We start from the raw sequence: 26651 nt of genomic DNA on the forward strand, positions 1-26651 counted from the left end.
GCACGTGTTGCCATGGCGGTCGGCTCAGCGAAAGTCGCGGGAGCGGGTGGGGGCGCCGAGGGGCAGCAGCTCGAAGCGGTCGGCGATGAGGTTGAGAATGCCCTCGGGGGAGCGCTCGATGATGCCGCGCACGATCATCGCCGGCGCCTCACGAGCGACACGGCGGTAACGGCTCCACACGCCGACACTGCAGATGACGTTCAGGATGCCCGTCTCATCTTCGAGGTTCACGAAGGTGATTCCGCTGGCGGTCGCGGGGCGCTGGCGATGGGTCACGACTCCACCGACTTCGATGCGCCGGCCGTTCTCCGTGGTGGAGCATGCCGCGATCGAAAGGGCACCCCGGGCATCCAGTAGCGCCCGCGAGTGGGCGACCGGATGATCGTCGGGCGAGATGCCGGTGCTCCAGAGGTCGTAGATCACCTGCTCGGTGGGGTTGAGCATCGGCAGCAGAGGCGGCTGAACGCTCACGAACGTGCCCGGCAGGTATTCGGACTTGTCTTGAGCGGCGTTGCCGGCCTCCCACAGCGCCTCCCGGCGGGTGAGCTTAAGACTGGTGAACGCCCCCGACGAAGCGAGCGCCTCCATCTGCACGGTGTTGAGGTCGTTGCGCCGAGCGACGTCGGCCATGCTGAGGTACTCGCCGCCGCGGTCGCGCTCGGCCACGATGCGCTCGGCCACCTTTTTGCCGATCGACTTGATCTCGGCGAGCCCGAGCCGCACGTCGAGGTTGCCGTCGCGCCGGTGCTGCGCATGGTCGGGCGGCACCTCCCGGTCGAACACCTCGGCGGGCGTCGGCTGCTCGAACACCGCGCACGCATCCATCCCTGTCGCCGCCACCATCTGCGGCGATCGAGCTACGAGTTTGTGCGGGTGTTCGGTGCCAGCACCCGCACAAACTCGTAGCTCGATCGATTCCGCGGGCTCGAGCCCGGCCAGCACGCCCGAACGCTGGATGTCGGGGCGGTGCACCACGACGCCGTGCCGCCGGGCATCCGCCACCAGCGTCTGCGGCGAGTAGAACCCCATGGGCTGGGCACGCAGCAGCGACGCGAGAAACGCGGCCGGGTAGTGCAGCTTGAACCACGAGCTGGCGTAGACCAGCAGCGCGAAGCTCTGCGAGTGACTTTCAGCGAACCCGAAGTTCGCGAACGCCTCGATCTTCTGGTAGATCTGCTCGGCGACCTCAGGCTCAATGCCGTTCGCCGCCATGCCCTCGAACAACTTCGAGCGCAGCGACGAGATCTTCTCGATGCCGCGCTTGGACCCCATTGCGCGCCGCAGCAGGTCGGCGTCTTCGGCCGTGCAGTTGCCCACCGCTACGGCCATCTGCATGAGCTGCTCTTGAAACAGCGGCACCCCGAGAGTTCGCTCCAACGGAGCCTTGAGTTTCGGGTGCAGGTACGTGATGGGTTCGAGCTTCAGCTTGCGCCGGATGTACGGATGCACGGCTCCGCCCTGAATCGGCCCGGGGCGGATGAGCGCGATCTCGACCACGAGGTCGTACATCTTGCGCGGCTGCAGCCGCGGCAGTGTGCCCATCTGCGCTCGGCTCTCCACCTGGAACACCCCGATCGAGTCGGCTCGGCAGAGCATGTCGTACACGCCCTGCTCTTCTTTCGGAATGTTCTTGAGAGTCCAGTCTTCGCCGAGATGCTCCCGCACCAGGTCGAAGCTGTGCTGCAGCGCCGAGAGCATGCCGAGCCCGAGCATGTCGAACTTCACGAGGCCCATCCAGGCGCAGTCGTCTTTGTCCCACTGCAGAACGGTGCGATCATCCATTCGCCCGTTCTCGATGGGGCAGACCTCGCCGACGGGCCCGTCGGTGAGCACCATTCCTCCCGAATGAATGCCGAGGTGGCGCGGAAACTTGAGTACCTGCTCCACCAGCTCCATCACGTCGGCAGGAATGTCGTGATCTTTCGTCTCGACCGCCGGGCCCCAGCGCTCGACCTGCTTCGCCCAGGCATCCTGCTGGCCGGCAGAGTAACCGAGCGCCTTCGCCATGTCGCGCACCGCGAACTTGGGCCGGTAACTGATGACGTTCGCGACCTGCGCGGCATTTCGTCGACCGTACTTCGTATAGACGTACTGAATGACCTCCTCCCGTCGATCCGAATCGAAATCCACATCGATATCGGGTTCTTCGTCGCGCAGGTGCGACAAGAACCGTTGAAACGGCAGGTCGAACTTGATCGAATCGACGGCCGTGATGTCGAGGATGTAGCAGACCGCCGAGTTGGCCGCCGACCCGCGCCCCTGGCAGAGAATGTTCTGGCTGCGCGCGTAGCGCACCATGTCCCAGACGATCAGAAAGTAACCCGGAAAGTCTTTCTGCTCGATGACCGCAAGCTCGCTCTCGATGCGCTCGCGCACGGCATCGGTGGCGTCGGGGTAGTGGTCGGGCATGCCCTTCTCGACCAGTTCGCGTAGATAGCTCATTGGTGTGTGCCCGTCGGGCATCTCTTGGCGGGGGAGGCGCGGCCTGGCTGTTCGCAGCTGAAACGAGAGGTCATCCGCCACCTCCACCGTACGTTCGACAGCCCCCGGGTAACGCGCGAACCGTGCCGTCATCTCGGCCCCCGAACGCAGATGCGACCCAGCGGATGCCGGCAACCACCCCTCGAGGTCGGTGAGACTGCGACGAGCGCGAACGGCGGCGAGGCTCTGCGAGAGCTCGAACTGCTGCGGGGTGGCGTAGTGCACGTTGCCCGTCGCGACAACGTCGAGCCGGTGTTTCGCCGCCAGCTCGGCCAGCGCGTCGTTGAGGTCGCTCGCCAGCGGATCACCGTGATCGAACAGCTCGACCAGAACGTTGCCGCGCCCGAACAATGCGACGAGCCGGTCGAGTTCGCGCGAGGCGGCGGCGGGCCCGTCGGTGACGAGCGCCTGGCGCACGGCGCCCTTGCGGCAGCCGGTGAGCACCGTCCACGCGGAGTCGCCGAGCAGGCCTGCGCCTGCACCTGCACCCGCACCAGCGCCCGCGCCCACGCCCGCGTGGCTGGGGCGTCGCGCCGCCTCGGCCAGTTGCTCGAGGTCGAAGATCGGCCGCCCCTTCTCCGCATCGGTGGCCAGCTGTGCCGAGGTGATGGCACCCGCGAGCCGGTGATACCCCTCCTGTTTGCGTGCCAGCACCACGAGGTGCGAACCCTCGGGATCAGCTTCTCCGTTCTGCGGTTTGCTCAGCCCGAGCGAGAGCTCGGCCCCGAAAATCGTCGCCACCTGCGGATGAGCCTCCGCCGCTTCGGCGAGATGCACCACCCCGTAGAACCCGTCGTGGTCGGTGAGCGCAAGCCCGTGCATCCGGAGCCGGGCCGCCTCTTCGAGCAGGTCTTCGGGCGACGATGCGCCATCGAGAAAACTGAAGTTCGAGTGCGCGTGCAACTCGGCGTACGGCACGAGCGGCTCGTCGGGCGGTGCAGCGACCGTGACGGCCGGTGGCACGTACGGCTGGCGTTTGCGCGAGAACGCCGGCCCATCGCCTCCGTCTTTCTCGGGGCTGGTGCCGGGTCGCCGATCGGAAAGCGCGCGCTCGAGTTCGGCCCACTTGATGGGCGGATTATTGAACCCCATCGCTGCACCCTCCTCGGAATGTGCCGAAGTTTTCAGTCATAACGCGCCTCCGCCCACCAGCGCCGGTCGTGCAGCGCGAGCAGCCACGCCGTTCCCGAGGCGTCGACCACCTGAAAACGGTGGAACGCGCGGGCCTTCTCCGCATCCCACCAGCGCTCCTGCACCGGCCACGGGCCCGCCCACGCCTCCAGCGGCCGCAGCCGCTCGACCGGCGCGCCCGGCTCGTCGGCCACCGGCAGAAACAGGTTTGGGATGCCCGACAGCACCCCTCGTTGGCTCACCGTGATCGACTCGCCACCGGCACCCCGCACCGTGACCGCCTGCGGGCGCTCGAACACCGTCGACGGTGCCGGCAGCGGAACGGCCCCCGGCCACGGCGGCGGCACGGCTTTCGCCCCCTTCGGGGCGGCGGCACTCGCACCAGCACCCTTCGGCCCGGCTACCCGCCCGGCAACGCGCGCGGCCGCACTCTTCGTCACAGCGCCCTTTGCGCCTGCACGTGGTCTGCCGGCTGCGCCGGCCGTATGCTGCCCGGCCGCACGCTGCCCGGCTGCGTCTTGCGCCACCACCGCGTCACCCCAGGGCACCAAGACCTGGCGCTCGGCCAGCCCCCGCCCGCCGCCGATGCTCGCCGTCACCACACCCTCGTGCCCCAGCAGGCTCTGCACCCGCGACAGCCCGTGATGCACCCGGTCGTCGGGCGTGCTGCCCCAGAGCCCCGCCTCATAGTTGCCGATCGAATCGAACTCCTGCGGCACCACCCGCACCTTCGTGATGGCCGAACCGAGCGCGCCGTTGCCCGCGCCGGTTCGCCCCTGCACCTGCCAGCGGATGCGATCCACCACATCAGACGCACTGAACCAGCGCGGATGCCCCCAGCTGCGCTCGTGCATGGCCCCGTTCTCGGTGTGCAACTCCACCAGGATGCTCGTGCACACGAGCAGTGCCTGCGTGAGTTCTGCGACGAATCTCTCTGCCGCCGTACGAAAGGCGAACGTGATCTGGTCGACCAGCTCGAGCGGTGGTTCGAACGACATCTCCACGTCGCGCAGCTGAGGCGGCAGACGCGGAACGACCCGTCGAACATCGCTACCACTCGCGAGGGTGTGCGCATGCACCCCGGCTTCAGCGAACCGGGCCCGCACGTCGCGAAAGTCGAGCGCGGCGAAGTCGCCGAGGGTGGGCATGCCGAGCCGGCGCAGAAGCGTGGCCAGGGCGGGGTCGCCGATGGCCTCGATGGGCTGCGGCGCGAGAAACGCAGGCGAGCCGCCTGGCGGAACGATGCGGATGATCGGGGCCGGCCCCGGGGTCGGCCCCTGTGCCACCACCGGGGCAGACGCTTCCGGCCAGCCGGGCATCCGTGTGGCCTGCTCGGCAGCGAACCGCCCGTCGGCGATGGCGATGCGTGCGGCTGGAGTCGACCCGCCTTCGGCCGTCAACGCATACAGAGAGGCAAGCGTATTGAGCACCACCTGAGCCGCCTGCCGTTCACCTCCGTAATACCGGCTGGGCCCCCGCGCCCGCAGGGCACACATACCCGGGCGCAGCACCTGCACCCCCGGCATCAGCGCCTCCAGCGCCGACACGATCGGCTCGAAGCTGCGGTGATCGAGCGCCTCGTCGTAGTCGAGCGCGAGAAGCCCGGGGCACTTCGCCCGCGACTCGCGAATGCGCTGGCCTCGGCGCACCCCCTCGGCCCGGGCCGCCGCCGAGCACGCGAACACGAGCCCGCGGTCGACCACGGCAAGGGGGGAGTCGGGCGAGATCTCCACGGCGAGGGCGTGGGCGCGAACCGGCCAGTCCGGAACCCAGACGACCATCATTCGAGTGACATCGTTCACTGTATTCACCCGATCACCCCGCCAGCTTCTCGGGCGCGAAAGCCGCCCACTCGTCTGCACGGTCGGTCTGCGCCCAGCCGCCCTCGGCGCCCGCCCCGAAACCGGGATTCACCGGGCGAACCTGCTCCCGGGCATCCGGCAGCCACAGCCGCGCCTGCCGTTTCTGGCCGGAGAAGCCCTTGCCCGCCGAACTGACCACCACCTGCCTGCTCGCCAGATGCCCGTGGCCCTGCCCGATGCCGCCCCAGCTGCTCTCAGTGATGCGCAGGGTCGCCTCGCTGGCGGCCCACGAGCCCAGCACGATGAGCGTCGCCTCGCGCTGCCGGATGCGCGCCGCGAGCCGCGCGGCAACCGCATCGCTGAGGCGCGGTGGAGTCGCCGTGACCACCACCGTCACCACGTCGATGACGGCCGAGGCGACCGCGAGCCACTGGTCGCCCGGATGCGGCACCAGCACCAACCGATCGAGCTCTACTCCGGCGCGCGCCGCCGCCTCTGCCCCGAAGTCGGGGATGCCCACCACGGCGCACCAGGCCCCGGCGGCCGACGGGCCGGCCATCAGCGCCATCAGCAGCGCCTGCGACCCCTCGACGGAATACGACGCGCCCGCCTGCAGCGCGCCCCCCGGCAACAGCGGCGCCAAGGCAGGCACGGTCTGCAGGCTGCGGGTCGACAGCTTCGTGCTCTGCATCTGCTTGATGCGTTCTTGCAGTTCGCGCACCGTGCCCGACGCAGCTGCACCCGTCGCAGTCGTGCCCGACGCAGCCGAAACGGCCACGCGGGCGGGGCCCGGGGTGGCTTCGGCGAGAAGAACGGCTGGTTCAGACACCACCTAATATTCGAATATATGTTCGAATAAGTCAATGCGAAACCGGCCTGAATCGCCCCGAAATCGCGCCTCTCGGCGTGTCGTCACGGCGTCACGCGCAGCCGCACGATATGCATCGCGACAGGCTCACGTCTCTCCACTGCACACGGTAGATCCATCCACCGACACCGCTGGAATCGCACCCCCATATCGCGTAGCGTTGCCCCATGACCTTCGACAGAGAAGCCCGCGAGACCCGCCATGCCGAGCATGACGCCGCCAAGCACCACTCGAAGCATGGGCTGAGCGACCGCGATCTCACGGCTCTCGACCGCGCCTACGACCCGGCGAGCGAAGACGAGACCGAGGCGCTGCAAGACGACAGCGTCGCCGCGAGCGCGGCAATCGATTCCGACATCAACCAGGCCGACATCCTCGTTCTGCCCGGCACCGGCGGCCCCGATGACGACGGTGACGTCGAGGTCGACCCCGCCGAACTGAACATGAGCGGCGACTCGATTCCCGGGCATCCGAAGCCCGCATCGCACCCGCACTGAAAGTTATCCACAGCCTGACGCCCCGGCCCGATGGCTCGGCACACGCAGGCATAAGCTGAATGGATGATCGACTCCACCAGCTCCGAAACCTCCGGCCCGAGCATCCACTCGGGCGACACCCGCCCCGACGCTGCAGCACGCACCCCGACCCCCATCGACGCCATCGCTGAGCGCTGGGTCGACACACTGGTGCGCCTGCAACCCGCGGTTGGCACCTATATCGGGCACAACGAGGCGAACGACCGCTACGCAGACTACTCGCCGGCGGGCCACGACCAGCTGCTGGGCGAGGTGCGCAGCACCCTCGGCGAACTCGAGAGCGAAAAGCCGCTCGACGACGTCGATGCCGTCACTCTGGCCGACCTCGGCAGCTCGCTGCGCCTCACTCTCGAGAGCGCGGAGGCGCGACTGCAGCTGCGCGACCTGAACGTCATCGAGTCTCCGTCGCAAGAGATTCGCGAGGTCTACGACCTCATGCCCACCGAGACCGTCGACGATTGGGAGGTCGCGGCGACCCGCCTCTCGAACGTCGGAATCGCCCTCGACAGCTACATCGACACCCTGCGCGAGGGCATCAGAGAGGGCATCACGCCGGCCAGGCGGCAGGTGCGAGAAGTGCTGACCCAGGCGAAGAAGAACGTGGGCGAAGACGGCTTCTTCTACAACCTGGTGCGCTCGGCCGCCAATCCCGATTCGTCGGCCTCGCCGCTCCTTCCCGGTGAGCCCGGTTCCGGGGCGCAGGCACCGGATGCCCTGCCAGACTCCCTCGTGCGCCAGCTCACCCACGGGGCCGAGGTCGCCTCCGCGGCCTACGATCGCTTCGCCGAGTTCTTGACCCAGGAGTTGATGCCCGCCGCCACCGAGCACGACGGCGTCGGCCGCGAGATCTACGCCCTCGAATCCCGCAAGTTCCTCGGCGCCACCATCGACCTCGACGAGACCTACGAGTGGGGTGTCGACGAGCTCGCCAGAATGGTGGCCGAGCAGGAGTCGATCGCCCGCGAGATCCTCCCCGGCGCGACCGTACTCGAGGCCATCGCGCACCTCGACGCCGATACGTCGCGCAAACTGCACGGCACCGAGGCTCTGCAGCGCTGGATGCAGGAGACCAGCAACCGTGCGGTCGCCGAGCTCTCCGTGAGCCAGTTCGACATCCCCGACGAGATCAAGACGCTCGAGTGCCTCATTGCACCCACCAACGAGGGCGGCATCTACTACACCGGCCCGACCGACGACTTCTCGCGCCCCGGCCGCATGTGGTGGTCGGTGCCGGAGGGCGTCACCGAGTTCGACACCTGGCGCGAGCTGACCACCGTCTTTCACGAGGGCGTTCCCGGCCACCACCTGCAGATCGGGCAGGCCGTGGTGAACCGCGACAAACTGAACACCTGGCGCCGTCAGCTCGCCGGCACCTCTGGTCACGCCGAAGGCTGGGCGCTGTACGCCGAGCGCCTCATGCAAGAACTCGGCTATCTCGACGACCCGGCCGACCGGCTCGGCATGCTCGACGGCCAGCGCCTGCGCGCGGCCCGCGTCGTGCTCGACATCGGTGTGCACCTCGGCAAGCCACGACTCGACGGCACCGGCGTGTGGGATGCGCCGTACGCCCTCGACTTCTTACGCAAGAACGTCAACATGAACGACGGTTTCGTGCGCTTCGAGGTCAACCGTTACCTCGGCTGGCCGGGCCAGGCCCCCTCCTACAAAGTCGGCCAGCGCATCTGGGAGCAGCTGCGCGCCGACTACCGTGCCAAGCAAGGCGCCGCCTTCGACATGCGCGAGTTCCATCGTCGCGCCCTCGACCTCGGCGGCGTCGGCCTCGACACCCTCGTCTCCGCCCTCACGAAGTGAAGGCGACACTATGAGTTCTGGCGCGATCATCCACCGAGACACCATCGGCGAAGCCTGGCTCGGGGTCGCGCGAGTCATCCTCGACGAGGGCGTACCCGAGCACTACGACGGCCTGCCGATTCTCGAGATCGAGCACGCGACGCTTGTGGTTGAGGCTCCAGACCCGAACGACGAACTCATCGCCCGCTTCGGCGACCCGACACGCCTGGCCTGGATGCGGGCCAACTTCGTCGACCATGAAAGAGTCGAAGCGCTCGGGGGTGCTCGCAGCTACGCCAGCCGCTTCTTCGACTACGCAGCGACAGGCCGTGACCAGATGGCCTGGGTCATCGACCGCCTGCGCAGTGACCCCACCAGCCGGTCGGCGACCATCACGACGTTCGAACCGCTCATCGACACCACGTACATCCCGTGCGTCAGTCTGCTCGACTTCTGGCTGCGCGACCAGCCGGGCCGCCCTGGTGAGAAACGTGTCGAGCTGGTGGTCTACGCGCACAGCATCGACTTCGGCGCCAAAGGGTACGGCAACCTCACCGAGCTGGCGATCATCCAGCACCAGGTGGCGGATGCCCTGCAGCTCCCGGTGGGAACGCTGCGGTTCATCGTGAAGTCGGCCCACATCTACGACACCGAACGAGCCGAGATGGGGCAGATCGTCGCGGTTGCCGCTACCTGATTCCAGGGGCTAAGATTGATTGGCGCAATTTGCGTCGACATCGATTCATCCATCGCCGTGCGGTGACGAAACTCCCACCATCGAAAAGTGTGAGCTTTCTGCTGTGCGGCCCGAAATATGTCCATACTGGAGCAACTACTACATGACAATCGTAACGACCGACAGGGCACCCAAGCAGGTCGCCGTCAACGACATCGGGTCTGCTGAAGACTTTCTTGCCGCGGTCGAGAAGACACTGAAGTTCTTCAACGACGGAGACCTCATCGAAGGCACCGTTGTAAAGATTGACCGCGACGAGGTTCTGCTCGACGTCGGTTACAAGACCGAGGGTGTAATCCCCTCCCGCGAACTTTCCATCAAGCACGACGTCGACCCCACTGAGGTCGTACAGGTCGGCGACCTGGTCGAGGCCCTCGTTCTTCAGAAAGAAGACAAAGAAGGCCGCCTCATCCTGTCGAAGAAGCGCGCTCAGTACGAGCGTGCCTGGGGCGACGTCGAGAAGATCAAAGACGCCGACGGTGTTGTCACCGGTTCGGTCATCGAGGTCGTCAAGGGCGGGCTCATCGTCGACATCGGCCTCCGTGGCTTCTTGCCGGCATCGCTCATCGAGTTGCGCCGCGTTCGTGACCTCACGCCGTACCTCGGCCAGGAGATCGAAGCGAAGATCCTCGAACTCGACAAGAACCGCAACAACGTCGTTCTGAGCCGCCGCGCGCTGCTCGAGCAGACGCAGAGCGAGAGCCGCACCACGTTCCTGAACAACCTCCAAAAGGGCCAGGTTCGCAAGGGTGTCGTTTCGTCGATCGTCAACTTCGGCGCATTCGTCGACCTCGGCGGCGTCGACGGACTGGTTCACGTCTCCGAGCTCAGCTGGAAGCACATCGAGCACGCTTCAGAGGTCGTCGAGGTCGGCCAAGAGGTCACCGTCGAGATTCTCGAAGTCGACCTCGAGCGCGAGCGCGTCTCCCTGTCGCTCAAGGCGACGCAGGAAGACCCGTGGCAGGTCTTCGCCCGCACCCACGCCATCGGCCAGGTTGCACCGGGTAAGGTCACCAAGCTCGTTCCCTTCGGCGCGTTCGTTCGCGTCGCAGAGGGCATCGAGGGCCTCGTGCACATCTCCGAGCTGTCGGGCAAGCACGTCGAACTCGCCGAGCAGGTTGTCTCGGTCGGCGACGACGTGTTCGTCAAGGTCATCGACATCGACCTCGAGCGTCGCCGCATCTCGCTGAGCCTCAAGCAGGCCAACGAGGGTGTCGACCCCGAGGGCACCGAGTTCGACCCGGCACTCTACGGAATGCTCACCGAGTACGACGACCAGGGCAACTACAAGTACCCCGAAGGCTTCGACCCGGAGACCAACGAGTGGCGCGAGGGCTTCGAGACCCAGCGCGAGAAGTGGGAGCAGGACTACGCTGCCGCCCAGGCTCGCTGGGAAGCGCACAAGAAGCAGGTCGCCACGTCGAACGAAGAGCAGCCTGAGGGCTCCTCCACCGCTTCGGCCGGTTCCTCCTTCTCGAGCGAGTCCACCGGCGCCGGCACCCTTGCCGACGACGAGACGCTCGCCGCGCTTCGCGAGAAGCTCAGCTCAAATAGCTGATCCTTCGGATCACCGTTTTCACACCAAGACGGCCGTTCTCCTTCGGGAGGGCGGCCGTTTCGGCGTTCTGCCGTGTTACGTCGCGGGCACCGGATGCCCGGCAGCGGGCATCCGTTTCGATACGATATTCAGATGTACCTGATCGGTCTCACGGGCGGAATCGCCTCTGGCAAGTCAACCGTCGCCACGCGCCTCGCCGAGCACGGGGCCGTGCACATCGACGCGGACCAAGTCGCCCGCGACGTCGTCGAGCCCGGCACCGATGCCCTGCGGCAGATCGCAGAGACCTTCGGGCAGCACCTCATTCGCCCCGACGGGTCGCTCGACCGGCCGGCGCTGGGCGCCATCGTGTTCGGTAACGCGAGCGAACTCGCAAAACTGAACGCCATCGTGCATCCGGCTGTTCTCGACCTCAGCAACAGCTACATCGAGCAGGCCCAGACGCACGACCCGAATGCGATCGTCGTTTATGACGTTCCGCTGCTGGCCGAGTCCAAGCTTCCCCGGCGATTCAACCTCATCGTGGTCGTGCACGCCGATGACGAGACGCGCATCGAGCGGCTCATCAAGCACCGCAACCTCACCCGCAGCGAGGCGCAGAAGCGCGTCTCCTCGCAGGCGACCGAAGCCGAACGGCTCGCCATCGCCGACATCGTCATCGATTCCGACGGCACCCTGGCCGAAACCCTGGGGCAGTCGGATGCCCTTTGGGCTCGCCTCGTAGAGCTCTCCCGGGCATCCACCGCCTGAACCCGGCCTCGCGCGTCGATTTTGGCCGCATCCACTCGCTGTTTGCGGCAGAAATCGACGCGCGAAACGGAGATACGCCGCCGCAGCGGCCTCAGCCGAAGAGCAGGGCCGCCTCGTCGTAGCGTTGCTGCGGCACGGTCTTGAGCCTGCCGAGAGCCTCTTCGAAGCCGACGTGAACGATGTCGGTGCCGCGCAATGCCACCATCTGGCCCCAGCGCTCTTCGAGCACCGAGTCGCTCGCCGCCATGCCGAGCCGCGTCGCGAGCACGCGGTCGTAGGCGCTGGGAACCCCACCGCGCTGAATGTGGCCGAGCGTGGTCGCGCGCGTTTCGATGCCGGTCATCTCTTCGATCATGGGCGCGAGCCGCTCGCCGATCCCTCCGAGCCGGGGTCGGCCGAAGGCGTCGAGTCCGCGCTCGGAGTGCGCGTCGTCGGCCTCGCCGGGCACGAACCCCTCGGCGACGACGACGAGCGGTGAGCGTCCGCGAGCGTTGGCGCTCTCGACCCAGTCGGCGATCTGCTCCATCGTGGTCTTCTGCTCGGGGATGAGAATGGCGTGAGCGCCCGCGGCCATGCCGGAGTGCAGCGCGATCCAGCCGACGTGCCGACCCATCACCTCGGCGACCATGCAGCGGCTGTGCGCGTCGCCGGTGGTGCGAAGTCGATCCATCGCGTCGGTGGCGATCTGCACGGCTGTGTCGAAGCCGAACGTGTAGTCGGTCGCATCGAGGTCGTTGTCGATGGTCTTCGGCACTCCGGTGATCTTGAGCCCGGCATCCGTGAGCCGTTTGGCGGCAGCCAAGGTGCCCTCGCCACCGATGGCGATGATGGCGTCGATACCTTCGCGCTGCATGTTCTCGAGGATGCGATCGGGGCCGCCATCACCCTCGAAGGGGTTCGTGCGTGACGTGCCGAGAACGGTGCCGCCCTCTTTCGAGATGCCGCGCACGTTGGCACGCCCGAGTTCTATCAGGTCGCTGTTGACGACTCCGCGCCAGCCGCCCCTGAACCCGACGAACTCTTGCCCGTTGATCTCGGTTCCCTTCAAGACGACACCACGGATGACCGCGTTGAGGCCGGGGCAGTCGCCACCGCTTGTCAGAATTCCGATTCGCATCGTGTACCTACGTTCTCTCTCAGTGGATTCGGCTTTGGGCGTACCGGGGTTTCCGTCGCAGGGGAGGCAGTGTCAGTGCCTCTACGTAAACTTATTGCATGGAACCAACTCGCTCTGTTCGCCCCTTTGAAGTCGTCAGCGACTACACCCCCAGTGGCGACCAGCCGGCGGCGATCGCCGAGCTGACGGCACGCATCAACGCCGGTGAAACCGACGTGGTTCTGTTGGGCGCAACCGGTACGGGCAAGTCGGCCACCACCGCCTGGCTCATCGAGGCCGTGCAGCGCCCCACCCTCGTTCTGGCCCACAACAAGACGCTCGCGGCGCAGCTAGCGAACGAGTTCCGCGAGCTCATGCCGAACAACGCGGTCGAGTACTTCGTGTCGTACTACGACTACTACCAGCCAGAGGCGTACGTGCCGCAGACCGATACGTTCATCGAGAAAGACAGCTCGATCAACTCCGAGGTCGAGCGGTTGCGGCACTCCACCACGAACTCGCTGCTGAGCAGGCGCGACGTGGTCGTCGTCTCGACGGTGTCGTGCATCTATGGCCTCGGCACTCCAGAGCAGTACATGAACGCCATGATGGCCTTACAGGTGGGCATGAAGGTCGACCGAGACTGGCTCATCCGTAAGTTCATCTCCATGCAGTACCAGCGCAACGATGTCGATTTCTCGCGCGGCAACTTCCGCGTTCGCGGCGACACCATCGAGATCATTCCGATGTACGAAGAACTGGCGATCCGCATCGAGATGTTCGGCGACGAGATCGAGGCGCTGTACACGCTTCACCCGTTGACGGGCGACATCGTCACCAAACGCGACGCCATCTCCGTCTTCCCCGGCTCGCACTACGTCGCCGACACGAACGTCATGCACCGCGCTATCGGAACCATTCAAGAAGAACTGGCCCTGCGACTCACGCAACTCGAACGCGAGGGCAAACTGCTCGAGGCTCAGCGGCTCAGAATGCGCACGACCTTCGACCTCGAAATGATGCAGCAGATCGGCTTCACCTCGGGCATCGAGAACTACTCGCGGCATATCGACGGCCGCCAGCCCGGTGAAGCGCCGCACTGCCTCATCGACTACTTTCCCGACGACTTTCTCGTGGTGATCGACGAATCGCACGTCACCGTGCCGCAGATCGGCGCCATGTACGAAGGCGACTCGTCACGCAAGCGCACGCTGGTCGAGCACGGCTTCCGGCTTCCGAGTGCGCTCGACAACCGGCCGCTGCGCTGGAACGAGTTCAACAACAAGGTCGGCCAGAAGGTCTATCTCTCGGCGACCCCGGGCAAGTACGAGATGGGGCTGGCCGACGGAGTTGTCGAGCAGATCATCCGGCCCACTGGGCTCATCGACCCGGAGATCGTGGTGAAGCCCTCGAAAGGTCAGATCGACGACCTGCTCGAAGAGATTCGCATCAGAGTCGCCAAAGACGAGCGCATTCTCGTCACCACTCTCACCAAGAAGATGGCCGAAGAGCTCACCGACTTCATGGGGGAGCATGGGGTGCGCGTGCGTTACCTGCACTCCGATGTCGACACGCTGCGCCGGGTCGAGCTGCTGACCGAATTGCGCGCAGGAGTTTACGACGTGCTCGTGGGCATCAACCTCTTGCGCGAGGGTCTCGACCTGCCCGAGGTGTCGCTGGTCGCGATTCTGGATGCCGATAAAGAAGGTTTCCTCCGATCGTCGACGTCGCTCATCCAGACCATCGGCCGGGCCGCACGTAACGTGTCCGGTCAGGTCATCATGTACGCCGATGTCATGACGGATTCGATGGCCCGGGCGATCGACGAGACCACCCGTCGGCGTGCGAAGCAGGTCGCCTACAACCTCGAGCGCGGAGTCGATCCGCAGCCGCTGCGCAAGAAGATCAACGACATCACCGAGCTGCTGGCTCGCGAGGGCGCCGATACCGAGCAATTGCTGGCCTCTCGGGGTGGTAACGGCCGCAAACGGAGCCCAACGCCGAATCTGCGCCGTGAGGGCATCGCGGCCGCCGGCGCAAATGAGCTCGAGTCGATCATCGCCGACCTCAACACCCAGATGATGACGGCCGCCGCCGAACTCAAGTTCGAGCTTGCGGCGCGCCTGCGCGACGAGCTCGGCGACCTCAAACACGAGTTGCGCCAAATGGAGAAGGCCGGGCATATCTAACGCGTTGCCTCCGGCGCTAGCGCTGGGTTGTGTAACTGCGACTCCGTACCTCAGGCATAAGTGCCTCAGGTACAAGATCTATGGAGTCAAAAGCCTGCGAAACGCAGGCTTGAGGCATGACACGCATACGTTCTGAAGCGTCTCGCATTCTCGGCGAGCGAGTCAAAGCGGCCCGTTTGCGCATCGGAATCAGCCAAGAAGATCTCGGCGAGCTCGCCGACATCCACTTCTCGAACATCGGCAAGATCGAGCGCGGCAACTCCAACCCGAACCTCGCGACGATCGTCGCGCTGGCGGGCCCGTTGGGCATCGACCCGGGGGAGTGGCTCACCGGCCTAACGCCCGCCATGCTTCCCGGCCGCACCCACCACGTGACGGCCGCCGACCTCATCGCCGCTCGCGCTGACGAACGCTCCTAGCTCCGCCGTCGACCGCGCGCCCCACCTGTGAGGTCGTTTCGACTCTTTTGAGGTGGTTACGTCGGCCTCAAAAGTGTCACAACTGCCTCACCCGCACGGTCGTAAGTGCGCCCGTAGCGAAGGCGGGGCCGGGAGGGGAGGCAGTGTCGGTGGCGCAACATAGACTTCTGGAGTGTCGATTACAAAGGTAGATTCCGTCGGAAAACTGAGCGTACGCGGGGCCCGCGTACACAATCTGCGTAACGTCGACCTCGACATTCCGCGCGATTCACTGGTGGTTTTCACGGGGCTTTCTGGCTCCGGAAAGTCGTCGCTTGCCTTCGACACGATCTTCGCCGAGGGGCAGCGTCGTTACGTCGAGAGCCTCAGCGCCTACGCGCGCCAGTTTCTCGGTCAGGTCGACCGACCCGACGTCGACTTCATCGAGGGCCTGAGCCCCGCGGTCAGCATCGACCAGAAGTCGACCAACCGCAACCCGCGGTCGACTGTCGGCACCATCACCGAGATCTACGATTACATGCGCCTGCTCTGGGCGCGCATCGGCATTCCGCACTGCCCCGTCTGCGGCGAGCAGATCTCGGCGCAGACCGTGCAGCAAATAGCCGATCAGTTGATGGAACTCGAGACGGGCATCCGGTACCAGGTGGTGAGCCCGGTCATCTCGCAGAAGAAGGGCGAGTTCGTCGACCTCTTCAAAGAGCTGGCGGCGGGCGGCTACTCGCGTGCGGTCGTCGACGGCGACATCATCCAGTTGAACGACCCGCCTAAGCTGAAGAAGCAGATCAAACACGACATCTCTGTCGTGGTCGACCGGCTGGTGGCCGGCCCCGACATTCTGAGCCGACTCACCGACTCGCTCGAGACGGCCCTGCGGCTCACCGACGGTCTCGTGCAGGTGAACTACGTCGACGCCGACGGTCCGGATGCCTGGCAGACCTTCAGCGAGAAGCTGAGCTGCCCCAACCAGCACCCGATCCAGCTCACCGAGATCGAGCCGCGCACGTTCTCGTTCAACGCTCCGTTCGGCGCGTGCCCCGAGTGCTCCGGCCTCGGCACGCGTATGTCGGTGGATGCCGATCTGCTCTTGGGCGACCCCGAGCTCAGCATCGCTGAGGGTGTCATCATTCCGTGGACGACGCAAGGCAAGGGCCTCTACAACTACTACGAGAAGCTGCTCGAGGGCCTCGCTCGCGACCTCAACTTCGACCTCACGACGCCATGGAACGAGTTGAGCTCCACCGTTCAAGAGGCCGTGCTGCGCGGCGACAACTTCGAGGTGCGGGTGAAGTGGAAGAACCGCTTCGGCCGCGAGATGAGCTACACCTCGGGATTCGAGGGCGTGGTTCCCTACATCGAACGCCAGTACCTGCAGGCCGAAACCGACAATCAGCGCGCCCGCTGGGCGGAATACCTGCGTGAGGTGCCGTGCCCGGTCTGCAATGGCAAGCGACTGAAACCCGAAGTACTCGCGGTTCTGGTGAACGGCCACAGCATCGCCGACGTCACCGACATCAGCCTCACCGACGCGCAAGACTTCATGGCAGAGCTGACGCTCACCGATCGTGAGGCGCACATCGCCGCGCAGGTGCTGCGTGAGATCCGCCTGCGACTCGACTTTCTCATTCAGGTCGGGCTGAACTACCTCAACCTGGCGCGCGCGGCGGCGTCGCTGAGCGGGGGAGAGGCGCAGCGCATCCGGTTGGCCACACAGATCGGCTCGGGGCTCACCGGCGTGCTCTACGTGCTCGACGAGCCGAGCATCGGGCTGCACCAGCGCGACAACCGGCGCCTCATCGAGACGCTCGTGAAGCTCAAGAATCTCGGCAACACGCTCATCGTGGTCGAGCACGACGAAGACACGATCCGCACCGCCGACTGGGTGGTCGACATCGGCCCCGGCGCCGGCGTGAACGGCGGCAAGGTCGTGCACTCCGGCTCGTACGAGGGTCTGCTGAACAACCGCGAGAGCCTGACCGGCGACTATCTTTCCGGTCGCAAGTCGATCGAGATCCCAGACCGGCGACGCCCGCTCGACCCCAACCGCAAGATCACCGTCATCGGCGCCGAGGCGAACAACCTCAAGAACGTCACGGTCGAGTTTCCACTCGGCACCTTCACGGCCGTCACCGGGGTGAGCGGCTCGGGCAAGTCGTCGCTCGTCAACGACATTCTGTATCGCGTGCTCGCCAACCAGCTCAACGGCGCCCGCAAGATTCCCGGCAAGCACAAGCGCGTCACCGGGCTCGAGAATCTCGACAAGGTCGTGCACGTCGACCAGAATCCCATCGGCCGCACGCCGCGCTCGAACCCGGCGACGTACACCGGTGTATTCGACCGCATTCGCAACCTCTTCAGTGACACGCTCGAGGCGAAGGCGCGTGGATACATGCCCGGCCGGTTCAGCTTCAACGTCAAGGGCGGCCGCTGCGAGGCCTGCTCGGGCGACGGAACCATCAAGATCGAGATGAACTTTTTGCCCGACGTGTACGTGGCCTGCGAGGTGTGCGGGGGAGCCCGGTACAACCGCGACACCCTCTCGGTGCACTACAAAGGTAAGAACATCGCCGAGGTGCTCGACATGCCCATCGCCGAGGCAGCCGAGTTCTTCGAGCCGATCCAGGCCATCCATCGCTTCTTGAAGACGCTGGTCGAGGTCGGTCTCGGATATGTGCGGCTCGGTCAGAGCGCCACCACCCTCAGCGGCGGCGAGGCGCAGCGCGTCAAGCTCGCCACCGAACTGCAGCGGCGCACGAACGGCCGCAGCGTCTACGTGCTCGACGAGCCGACCACCGGTCTGCACTTCGAGGATGTTCGTAAGCTGCTGCTCGTCTTGAACGGTCTGGTCGACAAGGGCAACACCGTCATCGTGATCGAACACAACCTCGACGTCATCAAATCGGCCGACTGGCTCATCGACCTGGGGCCCGAAGGCGGTTCCGGCGGCGGTAAAATTCTTGCTACAGGAACACCCGAACAGCTGGCCAAAGTCAAGAAGAGCCACACCGGGTACTTTCTGAAAGAGATTCTCGACGCAGAAGAGGGCACGAGACGCAAGGCGTCATGACCGACACAGTTTCTTATCGCCCCAAGGCGGGCGAAATACCCACCCAGCCCGGCGTCTACCGCTTTCGTGATGCGAAGGGCCGGGTGCTCTACGTAGGCAAGGCGCAGAACCTGCGCGCCCGCCTCAGCAACTACTTCGCACCGCTGCGCAGCCTGCACGAACGCACGCGCCGCATGGTCACTACCGCCGCCAGCGTCGAGTGGACCGTCGTCGGCACCGACGTCGAAGCCCTGCAGCTCGAATACACCTGGATCAAGGAGTTCGAGCCGCCCTTCAACGTGAAGTTCCGCGACGACAAGACGTATCCATTCATGGCGATCACTCTCGCCGACGAAGCGCCTCGCGTCATGGTGACACGCAACCAGAAGATCAAGGGCGCCAAGTACTTCGGGCCGTATCCGAAGATCTGGGCGGTGCACGACACCATCGACCTGATGATCAAGGCCTTCCCCATTCGCACGTGCTCCGACTCGAGCTACAAGAAGGCCATGCAGAGCGGTCGCCCGTGTTTTCCCGGCCAGATCGGCCGCTGCGGCGGCCCCTGCTCGGGCAAGGTGACCATCGAAGAGCACCGCGAGATCGTCAACGACTTCATCGCCTTCATGAACGGCCACGACAAGCGTTTTGTCACCGAGGCGACCAAGAAGATGAAGGCCGCCTCCGAGGCGCAGGAGTACGAGAAAGCGGCCCGCTACCGCGACCAGCTGCAGGCTCTCGACGCCGTGCTGGCCAAGAGCAACGTGGTGCTCGCCGACAGCGTCGACACCGACCTGTTCGGCATCGAGCACGACGAACTCGCCGCGGCGGTGCAGCAGTTCGTCGTGCGCGGCGGGCGCATCCGGGGTGTGCGCGCGTGGATGGTCGACAAAGAGCTCGATCTGACCACGGCCGAACTCGTGGATTCGATTCTGCAGACCGCCTATGAAGGTCAGATTCCGCCGCGCGAAATCATCGTTCCCGACCTGCCCGACGACGCCCACGAGCTCGAGGTGTGGCTCTCCGAACGCCGCGGCACATCGAAGGTCGCTCTCAAGACCGCGCAGCGCGGCGAGAAGGCGGCGCTCATGCAGACCGCAACGCTCAACGCGAAGAACGCGCTGATGCTCTACAAGACGAGGCGCAGCACCGACTTCGTGGCACGCACCGAGGCCCTCACCGACATTCAGCAGGCCCTCGGGATGCCCGACGCCCCCCTGCGCATGGAGTGCTTCGACGTGTCGCACCTCGGCGGCACCAACGTGGTCGCGTCGATGGTCGTCTTCGAAGACGGTCTTTCTCGCAAAGACCAGTACCGGCGCTTCACCATTCCCGAGACCACCGACGACACCGACTCGATCTACCAGGTCATCACCCGGCGCTTGGCCTACCTACGCGAAGGTTCCGAGCGCGCCGATTCCGACACCGGCACCAAGAAGTTCTCGTACCCGCCGAACTTGCTCATCGTCGACGGCGGCCAACCGCAGGTGCAGGCGGCCGCCCGCGCTCTCGAAGAATCGGGCGTCGAAGGCATCTTCTTGTGCGGTCTGGCGAAGCGGCTCGAAGAGATCTGGCTTCCGAATGACGACTACCCGGTCATCCTGCCCCGCGGCAGCGAGGCACTCTTCTTGATGCAGCGCATCCGCGACGAGGCCCACCGTTTCGCCATTACACACCAGCGAACCCGCCGCAAGCGCGACATCACTTCGGTGCTCTCCGAGATCCCGGGTCTCGGCCCGGCGCGCGTGAAGACCCTTCTCAAGGAGTTCGGCTCCGTCAGCAAGCTGAAGGAGGCGACTGCCGAGCAGATCGGCGAGGTCAAGGGCGTCGGCCCCACCCTCGCCGCCTCCATCGTCGAGCAACTCCGCGCCTAACACCGAGCCATTCGCGTCCCAGAAACGTAGGCGAATTCGATGGGGTGCGCCGCATAGGGCGGTTCCCTGTCGGATTCTCCTACGTTTCAGCGCACGCCGCGGGGGAGGCGCCGTCTGCACAGCCGCACCGCCTCCGCGCTGCGGGCGGCCCGATAGTCTTAGAGTCGAAACTTCACGACAACACCGACGAGGCGAAAGCACCCACACGATGACACTCGACACTGCCGACCAGCAGGAAGTGCTCATTGTGACCGGCATGTCGGGCGCCGGGCGCTCGACCGTGGCCAACGCGCTCGAAGATCTCGGCTGGTACGTCGTCGACAACCTGCCGCCGCAGATGCTGCGTCCGCTCGTCGATCTCGCCGAGCGCGCGGGCGGGGCGTTGCCGCGTCTCGCCGCTGTGGTCGACGTGCGCGGGCGTGACTTCTTCAGCGATCTGCAGGTCATCATCGAAGACCTCCGCAGCGGCATTCAGTTGCGCATGGTGTTTCTCGAGGCGACGGATGCAGCGCTAGTACGGCGCTTCGAGCAAGTGCGGCGACCGCATCCGCTGCAGGGCAACGGCACCCTGCTAGACGGCATCGGCGCCGAACGAGCGCGCATGACGCCGATTCGGGAGTCGAGCGATATCGTCATCGATACCTCAGACCTGAACATCCACCAGCTCGCCACGCTCGTCGCCGAGCGGTTCTCGGCGGTCGACACCGCCGGCGTTCAGGTCACGGTGATGAGTTTCGGGTTCAAGTACGGTGCACCGAGCGACGCCGACGGCATCGCCGACTGCCGCTTCATTCCGAACCCGTTCTGGATTCCCGAACTGCGTGACAAGTCCGGCCTCGACGTCGAGGTCAGCGACTACGTTCTCGCCCAAGAGGGCGCCGAAGATTTCATCGAGAACTACGCCAAAGCCCTGGCCCCTGTATTGGCCGGCTACCAGCGAGAGAACAAACGTCACGCGACAATTGCCATAGGCTGCACAGGCGGTAAACACCGCTCGGTGGCGGTCGCCCGCAAACTCGCGGAACTGATCAGCACCAATCCCGGCGTCGCAGTGAGCGTGAAGCACCGCGACCTCGGGCGCGAATAACGACACGACACCCGCCGCCCACGAGGCGAACACCGGTACTCGTGTCGCATGAAGGAGATGGAATTCAGTGGCCCTCACCGCCGACGTCAAGAACGAACTGACCGGTGTGGTCGTCAGCAAGACGGCCGCACGTGCGGCCGAATTGGCGACCATCTTGCGCTTCGCCGGCGGCTTGCACCTCATCTCGGGCCGCATCGCGATCGAGGCCGAACTCGACAGCCCCGACCTCGTCAAGCGCGTTCGTAAAGATCTCGCCGAACTGTACGGCGTGCGCGGCGACGTGTCGCTCGTCGCCGCCTCGGGAGTGCGGCGCAACAGCTACTATCTCGTGCGCGTGCTCGACGGCGGCGAAACTCTCGCGCGCCAGACGGGGCTGCTGGATGCCCGGCGGCGCCCCATCAGAGGCCTCCCCAATCGGCTCACCACCGGGTCTGCCGAAGAGCTCGGGGCCGTCTGGCGCGGAGCGTTTCTGGCGCAGGGCTCGCTGACCGATCCGGGCCGCTCGGCGGCTCTGGAGGTGGTGTGCCCCGGCAACGAATCCGCCATGGCGCTCGTCGGTGCCGCCGCGCGTCTGCACGTCTCAGCGAAGGCCCGCGAGGTGCGCGGCGTGCACCGCGTCGTCATCCGCGACGGCGAATCGATCGCCGCGATGCTCGGGCTGATGGGCGCGAGCCAGTCCGTCGCCAAATGGGAAGAGATGCGACAGCGGCGCGAGGTGCGCGCCACCGCGAACCGGCTGGTCAACTTCGACGACGCCAACCTGCGTCGCTCGGCCCAGGCCGCCGTGGCCGCCTGCTCCCGAGTCGAGCGCGCGCTCGAGATCATCGGGGACGAGGTTCCCGAGCACCTGCGTTACGCGGGTGAACTCCGGTTGAACTTTCGGGACGCCAGCCTCGATGAGCTGGGCCACCACGCCGACCCGCCGATGACCAAAGACGCGATTGCCGGGCGAATCCGCCGGCTGCTCGCCATGGCCGACAAGAAGGCCTCAGACCTCGGCATTCCCGGCACCGACGCGAACTTGCCGCCCGACCTCGACGACTGAACGAACCGCCGCCGGGCATCCACTCGCCGTGCGTCACGCAGGGTAGTAGTGCGGGAAGCATTCAGTGGCCGTGCGGTTGACTTCAATAGAATGGTCAGGTGAGCAGGAGCGATTCTGCCCACACTACGAGTACAAGGAGACAAGCAATGGCTGAATACACCCTTCCAGATCTTCCCTACGACTATGCAGCTCTCGAGCCGCACATCAGCGCGAAAATCATGACGCTGCACCACGACAAGCACCACGCGACGTATGTCGCCGGCGCAAACGCCGCCATCGCCGGCATCAAAGAGGCGAGCGAGTCGGGCGATCTCGGCGCCATCAACAAGCTCGAGAAAGACCTCGCCTTCAACCTGGGCGGTCACGTCAACCACTCGATCTTCTGGACCAACCTCACCCCTGAGACCCAGACCCCCGAGGGTGAGCTCGCTGCGGCCATCGACGACTCGTTCGGTTCGTTCGAGAAGTTCCAGGCCGCCTTCACCGCCGTCGCTCTCGGCGTGCAGGGTTCCGGCTGGGCCGTTCTCGGCTACGACGTCGTCGGCGGCAACATCGTCACCTTCCAGCTCTTCGACCAGCAGAGCAACCTGCCCGCCGGTGTGGTTCCGCTGTTCATGCTCGACGTCTGGGAGCACGCGTACTACCTCGACTACCTCAACGTGCGTGCCGATTACATCAAGGCCATCTGGAACATCGCCAACTGGTCGAACGTCGCCGCACGCTTCGCGGCCGCGAGTTCGAAGACCGACGGCCTGCTGATACTGTCATAACCGAAACACCAGCACGCAGCACCAGTGGATGACCGGGCCCTCCCCGGAGGGCCCGCATCCGCTTCTTCCGCCATCTACACCGCTAATTTGATCTGCCCCGCGGGGCCCAATTACAGGAGCACTACGTGTCCGTAAAGATCGGTATCAACGGCTTCGGCCGTATTGGCCGCAACTACTTCAGAGCAGCGCTTGCCAAGGGCAGCGACATCGAGATCGTCGCGGTCAACGACCTCACCGACAACAAGGCTCTTGCGCACCTGCTCAAGTACGACACCATCGGCGGGCGTCTGAACGCCACCGTCGAGCTCGAAGGTGACAACATCGTCGTCAACGGCAAGCCGATTCTGGTTCTCGCCGAGCGCGACCCCTCCAACCTGCCCTGGGGCGAGTTGGGCGTCGACATCGTCATCGAGTCGACCGGCCGCTTCACCAAGTCTTCGGATGCCCGTAAGCACATCGACGGCGGCGCCAAGAAGGTCATCGTGTCGGCTCCGGCCACCGGCGACGACGTCGCGACGCTGGTTCTCGGCGTCAACGAGGGTACCTACGACCCGGCCATCCACGACATCATCTCGAACGCGTCGTGCACCACGAACTGCCTCGCGCCGCTCGCGAAGGTCTTGCTCGACAACTTCGGCATCGAGCGTGGCCTGATGACCACCGTTCACGCCTACACCGCAGACCAGAACCTGCAAGACGGACCGCACAGCGACCTGCGTCGTGCACGTGCAGCGGCCGCGAACATCATCCCGACCTCGACGGGCGCCGCCAAGGCTCTCGGCCTGGTCATCCCCGAACTCATCGGCAAGCTCGACGGCTACGCGCTGCGGGTGCCGGTTCCGACCGGCTCGATCACCGACCTCACGGTCGAGGTCACCAAGCCCGTCACGGTGCAGCAGATCAACGAGGCGTACAAGAACGCGGCCGAGGGCGAGCTCAAGGGCATCCTCAGCTACACCGAAGACGAGATCGTGTCGAGCGATATCGTCGGCGACCCGCACTCCTCGATCTTCGACTCGGGCCTCACCAAGGTCATCGGCAACCAGGTCAAGGTCGCTTCGTGGTACGACAACGAGTGGGGTTACTCCAACCGCCTCGTCGACATCACCGAGTACGTCGCCTCGAAGCTGTAGCCGAAAAAGAACCAGAGAAGTGACGATACGAACCCTCCAAAGCCTCGGGTCGCTCGCCGGTAAAACGGTCATCATCAGATGCGACCTGAACGTGCCGTTGAAAGACGGTGTCATCACTGACGACGGCCGAGTCCGCGCGTCACTTCCCACGCTTCGGGCGCTTGCCGCTCAGGGCGCCAAGGTGGTCATTGTGAGCCACCTCGGTCGCCCTGACGGCGCGCCCGACGCGAAGTACAGCCTCGCGCCGGTCGCTCTGCGCCTGTCCGAGTTACTCGAGGAGCCCGTCGCCTTCGCCACCGACACGGTCGGTTCGAGCGCGACGGATGCTGCGGGGTCACTGTCAGACGGCCAGTTCGCTCTGCTCGAGAACCTGCGCTTCAACGTCGGCGAGACGGCCAAGGCCGATGCCGACCGAAAGGCTTTCGCCGAGCAGCTCATCGCTGCCGTCCGAGCAGACGCCTTCGTCTCCGACGGTTTCGGCGTCGTGCACCGCAAGCAGGCCAGCGTCTACGAGTTGGCCGAACTTCTGCCGAGCGCCGCCGGACTGCTGATCGAAACCGAGCTGAAGGTACTCGACCAGCTCACCGAGACTCCCACGCGTCCGTACGCCGTCGTTCTGGGTGGGTCGAAGGTCTCCGACAAGCTCGGGGTCATCGGCCACCTGTTGCCCAAGGTCGACTCACTGCTCATCGGCGGCGGGATGCTCTTCACCTTCCTCGCTGCGCAGGGGTACCAAGTCGGTGCCAGCCTGCTCGAGAAAGACCAGATCGACACGGTCAAGGGCTACCTCGAGAAGGCGAAAGAGCTCGGGGTCACCATCGTGCTGCCCACCGACGTCGTCGTGGCGTCGAAGTTCGGGGCCGACGCAGAGCACACCGTCACCTCGGCAGAGACCATCGAAGAAACGCCGTTCGGTTCATCCGGTCTCGGCCTCGACATCGGCCCTGACACGTCTGCTGCGTTCGCTACCATCATCGAGTCGTCGCACACCGTGTTCTGGAACGGACCGATGGGCGTCTTCGAGCTTGCACCCTTCGCGGAGGGCACCCGTGCGGTCGCCGCCGCTCTCACCAAAGTCGACGGCCTCGGCGTCGTCGGCGGTGGCGACTCGGCAGCCGCCGTGCGCGCCCTCGGATTCACCGACGATCAGTTCGGTCACATTTCTACGGGCGGCGGTGCCAGCCTGGAGTTCCTCGAGGGCAAGCGTCTCCCGGGCCTGGAGGTCCTCGGATGGTAGCCAACACTCGCACTCCGCTCATCGCGGGCAACTGGAAGATGAACCTCGACCACCTTCAGTCGATCGCGTTCGTGCAGAAGCTGGCCTGGAGCCTCAAAGACGCCCACCACGACTATTCCGACGTCGAGGTGGCCATCTTCCCGCCGTTCACTGATCTTCGCTCGGTGCAGACGCTGATCTCGGCCGACAAGCTCGAACTGGTCTACGGCGGCCAAGATCTCTCCGCAGCAGATTCGGGCGCCTACACGGGTGAGATCTCGGGGGCCTTTCTCGCCAAGCTCGACTGCGCGTACGTCATCATCGGTCACTCCGAACGCCGCACCATGCACAAGGAGACCGACGAGGTCGTCGCCGCGAAGGTCGCGGCCGCCCTCAAGCACGGGCTCATTCCCGTGATCTGCGTCGGCGAGACGTCGGAAGACTTGGAGAAGTTCGGCCCGAGCGCCGTACCGGTGTCTCAGCTCAAGGGAGCACTGGCCGGCGTAGCATCCGACGCCGACATCGTGGTCGCCTACGAACCCGTCTGGGCAATCGGTTCGGGTCAGGCGGCGACGCCCGATCAGGCCGAGGCGGTCTGCGCGGCCCTGCGTGGTGTGCTCGCCGAGACACTGAGCGACGACGCGGCAGCAGCCACGCGCATCCTGTACGGCGGTTCAGTGAAGGCGGCGAACATCGCGGGCTTCATGCGCGAGCCGAACGTCGACGGCGCTCTTGTCGGCGGCGCCAGCCTCGACCTCGACGAGTTCAGCGCCATCGTGCGGTACAAGAAGCACGTCGGCGTCTGACCTTCGAGGTATACTTGCTGATGGTCTGGGGGAGCTGTGGCTCTTCCGTGTTCTCTGAAAGGTAATCCGTGCAAATCCTACAAGTCGTTCTTCAGGTACTTGTCGGCATTACCAGTCTGCTCTTGACGCTGCTGATTCTGCTGCACCGCGGTCGCGGTGGCGGACTGTCTGACATGTTCGGCGGCGGCGTGACCTCCAACCTCGGTGCATCAGGCGTCGCAGAACGCAACCTGAACCGCATCACCGTGATTCTCGGGCTGATCTGGGTTCTCTCGATCGTCGTTCTCGGGCTCATCACCAAATTCGATTCCGGCAGCTAACAC

General features: G+C 65.4%; 20 protein-coding genes. 16 read left to right on the forward strand and 4 right to left on the reverse strand.

The window, feature by feature from the left end; translation table 11 throughout:
• Positions 1 to 24: 24 nt before the first annotated feature.
• From LQ955_RS06110 to LQ955_RS06120, 3 genes are read right to left on the reverse strand one after another with little or no spacing between them, the layout of a single operon-like run.
• A complete protein-coding gene (locus tag LQ955_RS06110; protein WP_231027292.1) occupies positions 25 to 3573 on the reverse strand; it encodes an error-prone DNA polymerase in 3549 nt (1182 codons plus the stop codon).
• 32 nt (positions 3574 to 3605) lie between these two features.
• A complete protein-coding gene (locus LQ955_RS06115; protein ID WP_231027293.1) occupies positions 3606 to 5414 on the reverse strand; it encodes a DNA polymerase Y family protein in 1809 nt (602 codons plus the stop codon).
• Between the two features lie 13 nt (positions 5415 to 5427).
• Positions 5428 to 6243, reverse strand: coding sequence for a hypothetical protein (locus LQ955_RS06120; protein WP_231027294.1), 816 nt, complete (start codon positions 6241 to 6243; stop codon positions 5428 to 5430).
• 206 nt (positions 6244 to 6449) lie between these two features.
• Here LQ955_RS06120 and LQ955_RS06125 point away from each other — a divergent pair, with 206 nt between their 5' ends.
• The 5 genes from LQ955_RS06125 to coaE all read left to right on the forward strand — a co-directional run bounded on the left by LQ955_RS06125 (position 6450) and on the right by coaE (position 11653).
• Positions 6450 to 6779: a hypothetical protein gene (locus LQ955_RS06125; protein WP_231027295.1), complete on the forward strand. Its 330-nt coding sequence runs from the start codon at positions 6450 to 6452 to the stop codon at positions 6777 to 6779.
• 63 nt (positions 6780 to 6842) lie between these two features.
• Entirely contained in the window at positions 6843 to 8630 is a 1788-nt protein-coding gene (locus tag LQ955_RS06130) for a DUF885 domain-containing protein (RefSeq protein WP_231027296.1), read from the forward strand.
• A gap of 10 nt (positions 8631 to 8640) precedes the next feature.
• Complete coding sequence (locus LQ955_RS06135) at positions 8641 to 9306, forward strand: thymidylate synthase (RefSeq protein WP_231027297.1); 666 nt, start codon at positions 8641 to 8643, stop codon at positions 9304 to 9306.
• A gap of 142 nt (positions 9307 to 9448) precedes the next feature.
• Positions 9449 to 10903 carry a 30S ribosomal protein S1 gene (gene rpsA, locus LQ955_RS06140; protein ID WP_231027298.1) on the forward strand — a complete coding sequence of 485 codons (1455 nt, stop codon included), beginning with the start codon at positions 9449 to 9451 and terminating at the stop codon, positions 10901 to 10903.
• A gap of 132 nt (positions 10904 to 11035) precedes the next feature.
• Complete coding sequence (gene coaE / locus LQ955_RS06145; protein ID WP_231027299.1) at positions 11036 to 11653, forward strand: dephospho-CoA kinase; 618 nt, start codon at positions 11036 to 11038, stop codon at positions 11651 to 11653.
• Positions 11654 to 11744: 91 nt separating this feature from the next.
• Here coaE and LQ955_RS06150 read toward each other — a convergent pair whose 3' ends face one another.
• Positions 11745 to 12770, reverse strand: coding sequence for an ATP-dependent 6-phosphofructokinase (locus tag LQ955_RS06150; RefSeq protein WP_231027300.1), 1026 nt, complete (start codon positions 12768 to 12770; stop codon positions 11745 to 11747).
• Positions 12771 to 12868: 98 nt separating this feature from the next.
• Here LQ955_RS06150 and uvrB point away from each other — a divergent pair, with 98 nt between their 5' ends.
• From uvrB to secG, 11 genes are all read left to right on the forward strand, one after another.
• On the forward strand, positions 12869 to 14938 hold the full coding sequence (gene uvrB / locus LQ955_RS06155; protein WP_231027301.1) for an excinuclease ABC subunit UvrB: 2070 nt from the start codon (positions 12869 to 12871) through the stop codon (positions 14936 to 14938).
• Positions 14939 to 15054: 116 nt separating this feature from the next.
• Positions 15055 to 15357: a helix-turn-helix domain-containing protein gene (locus tag LQ955_RS06160; protein WP_231027302.1), complete on the forward strand. Its 303-nt coding sequence runs from the start codon at positions 15055 to 15057 to the stop codon at positions 15355 to 15357.
• 172 nt (positions 15358 to 15529) lie between these two features.
• Positions 15530 to 18421 (forward strand): excinuclease ABC subunit UvrA, encoded by a 2892-nt coding sequence (gene uvrA, locus LQ955_RS06165; RefSeq protein ID WP_231027303.1) that lies wholly within the window; start codon positions 15530 to 15532, stop codon positions 18419 to 18421.
• Complete coding sequence (gene uvrC / locus LQ955_RS06170; RefSeq protein ID WP_231027304.1) at positions 18418 to 20271, forward strand: excinuclease ABC subunit UvrC; 1854 nt, start codon at positions 18418 to 18420, stop codon at positions 20269 to 20271. Before uvrA ends, uvrC begins: the two co-directional genes overlap by 4 nt.
• 208 nt (positions 20272 to 20479) lie before the next feature.
• Positions 20480 to 21358: an RNase adapter RapZ gene (gene rapZ / locus LQ955_RS06175; RefSeq protein WP_231027305.1), complete on the forward strand. Its 879-nt coding sequence runs from the start codon at positions 20480 to 20482 to the stop codon at positions 21356 to 21358.
• Positions 21359 to 21425: 67 nt separating this feature from the next.
• On the forward strand, positions 21426 to 22403 hold the full coding sequence (gene whiA, locus LQ955_RS06180; protein ID WP_231027306.1) for a DNA-binding protein WhiA: 978 nt from the start codon (positions 21426 to 21428) through the stop codon (positions 22401 to 22403).
• 146 nt (positions 22404 to 22549) lie between these two features.
• Positions 22550 to 23173, forward strand: a complete 624-nt coding sequence (locus tag LQ955_RS06185; RefSeq protein WP_231027307.1) for a superoxide dismutase — start codon at positions 22550 to 22552, stop codon at positions 23171 to 23173.
• 125 nt (positions 23174 to 23298) lie between these two features.
• Positions 23299 to 24306: a type I glyceraldehyde-3-phosphate dehydrogenase gene (gap, locus tag LQ955_RS06190; RefSeq protein WP_231027308.1), complete on the forward strand. Its 1008-nt coding sequence runs from the start codon at positions 23299 to 23301 to the stop codon at positions 24304 to 24306.
• A gap of 19 nt (positions 24307 to 24325) precedes the next feature.
• A complete protein-coding gene (locus LQ955_RS06195) occupies positions 24326 to 25543 on the forward strand; it encodes a phosphoglycerate kinase (RefSeq protein ID WP_231027309.1) in 1218 nt (405 codons plus the stop codon).
• Positions 25537 to 26328 carry a triose-phosphate isomerase gene (gene tpiA / locus LQ955_RS06200; protein ID WP_231027310.1) on the forward strand — a complete coding sequence of 264 codons (792 nt, stop codon included), beginning with the start codon at positions 25537 to 25539 and terminating at the stop codon, positions 26326 to 26328. The genes LQ955_RS06195 and tpiA overlap by 7 nt, the downstream gene beginning before the upstream one ends.
• A gap of 68 nt (positions 26329 to 26396) precedes the next feature.
• The gene (gene secG, locus LQ955_RS06205) at positions 26397 to 26648 is read left to right on the forward strand and encodes a preprotein translocase subunit SecG (RefSeq protein WP_231027311.1); all 252 of its coding nucleotides are present in this window, start codon (positions 26397 to 26399) and stop codon (positions 26646 to 26648) included.
• Positions 26649 to 26651 lie beyond the last annotated feature (3 nt).

It is taken from the genome of Subtercola endophyticus, assembly GCF_021044565.1.
Taxonomy (GTDB): domain Bacteria; phylum Actinomycetota; class Actinomycetes; order Actinomycetales; family Microbacteriaceae; genus Subtercola; species Subtercola endophyticus.

Excerpts from the sequence above, each read along its gene's own strand:
- LQ955_RS06130 (WP_231027296.1), top strand. The coding sequence starts at position 6,843 with ATGATCGACTCCACCAGCTCCGAAACCTCCGGCCCGAGCATCCACTCG.
- LQ955_RS06160 (WP_231027302.1), top strand. The coding sequence starts at position 15,055 with ATGACACGCATACGTTCTGAAGCGTCTCGCATTCTCGGCGAGCGAGTC.
- coaE (WP_231027299.1), top strand. The coding sequence starts at position 11,036 with ATGTACCTGATCGGTCTCACGGGCGGAATCGCCTCTGGCAAGTCAACC.
- LQ955_RS06150 (WP_231027300.1), bottom strand. The coding sequence starts at position 12,770 with ATGCGAATCGGAATTCTGACAAGCGGTGGCGACTGCCCCGGCCTCAAC.
- uvrC (WP_231027304.1), top strand. The coding sequence starts at position 18,418 with ATGACCGACACAGTTTCTTATCGCCCCAAGGCGGGCGAAATACCCACC.
- LQ955_RS06135 (WP_231027297.1), top strand. The coding sequence starts at position 8,641 with ATGAGTTCTGGCGCGATCATCCACCGAGACACCATCGGCGAAGCCTGG.
- tpiA (WP_231027310.1), top strand. The coding sequence starts at position 25,537 with ATGGTAGCCAACACTCGCACTCCGCTCATCGCGGGCAACTGGAAGATG.
- rapZ (WP_231027305.1), top strand. The coding sequence starts at position 20,480 with ATGACACTCGACACTGCCGACCAGCAGGAAGTGCTCATTGTGACCGGC.
- uvrB (WP_231027301.1), top strand. The coding sequence starts at position 12,869 with ATGGAACCAACTCGCTCTGTTCGCCCCTTTGAAGTCGTCAGCGACTAC.
- LQ955_RS06185 (WP_231027307.1), top strand. The coding sequence starts at position 22,550 with ATGGCTGAATACACCCTTCCAGATCTTCCCTACGACTATGCAGCTCTC.
- rpsA (WP_231027298.1), top strand. The coding sequence starts at position 9,449 with ATGACAATCGTAACGACCGACAGGGCACCCAAGCAGGTCGCCGTCAAC.
- LQ955_RS06110 (WP_231027292.1), bottom strand. The coding sequence starts at position 3,573 with ATGGGGTTCAATAATCCGCCCATCAAGTGGGCCGAACTCGAGCGCGCG.
- LQ955_RS06125 (WP_231027295.1), top strand. The coding sequence starts at position 6,450 with ATGACCTTCGACAGAGAAGCCCGCGAGACCCGCCATGCCGAGCATGAC.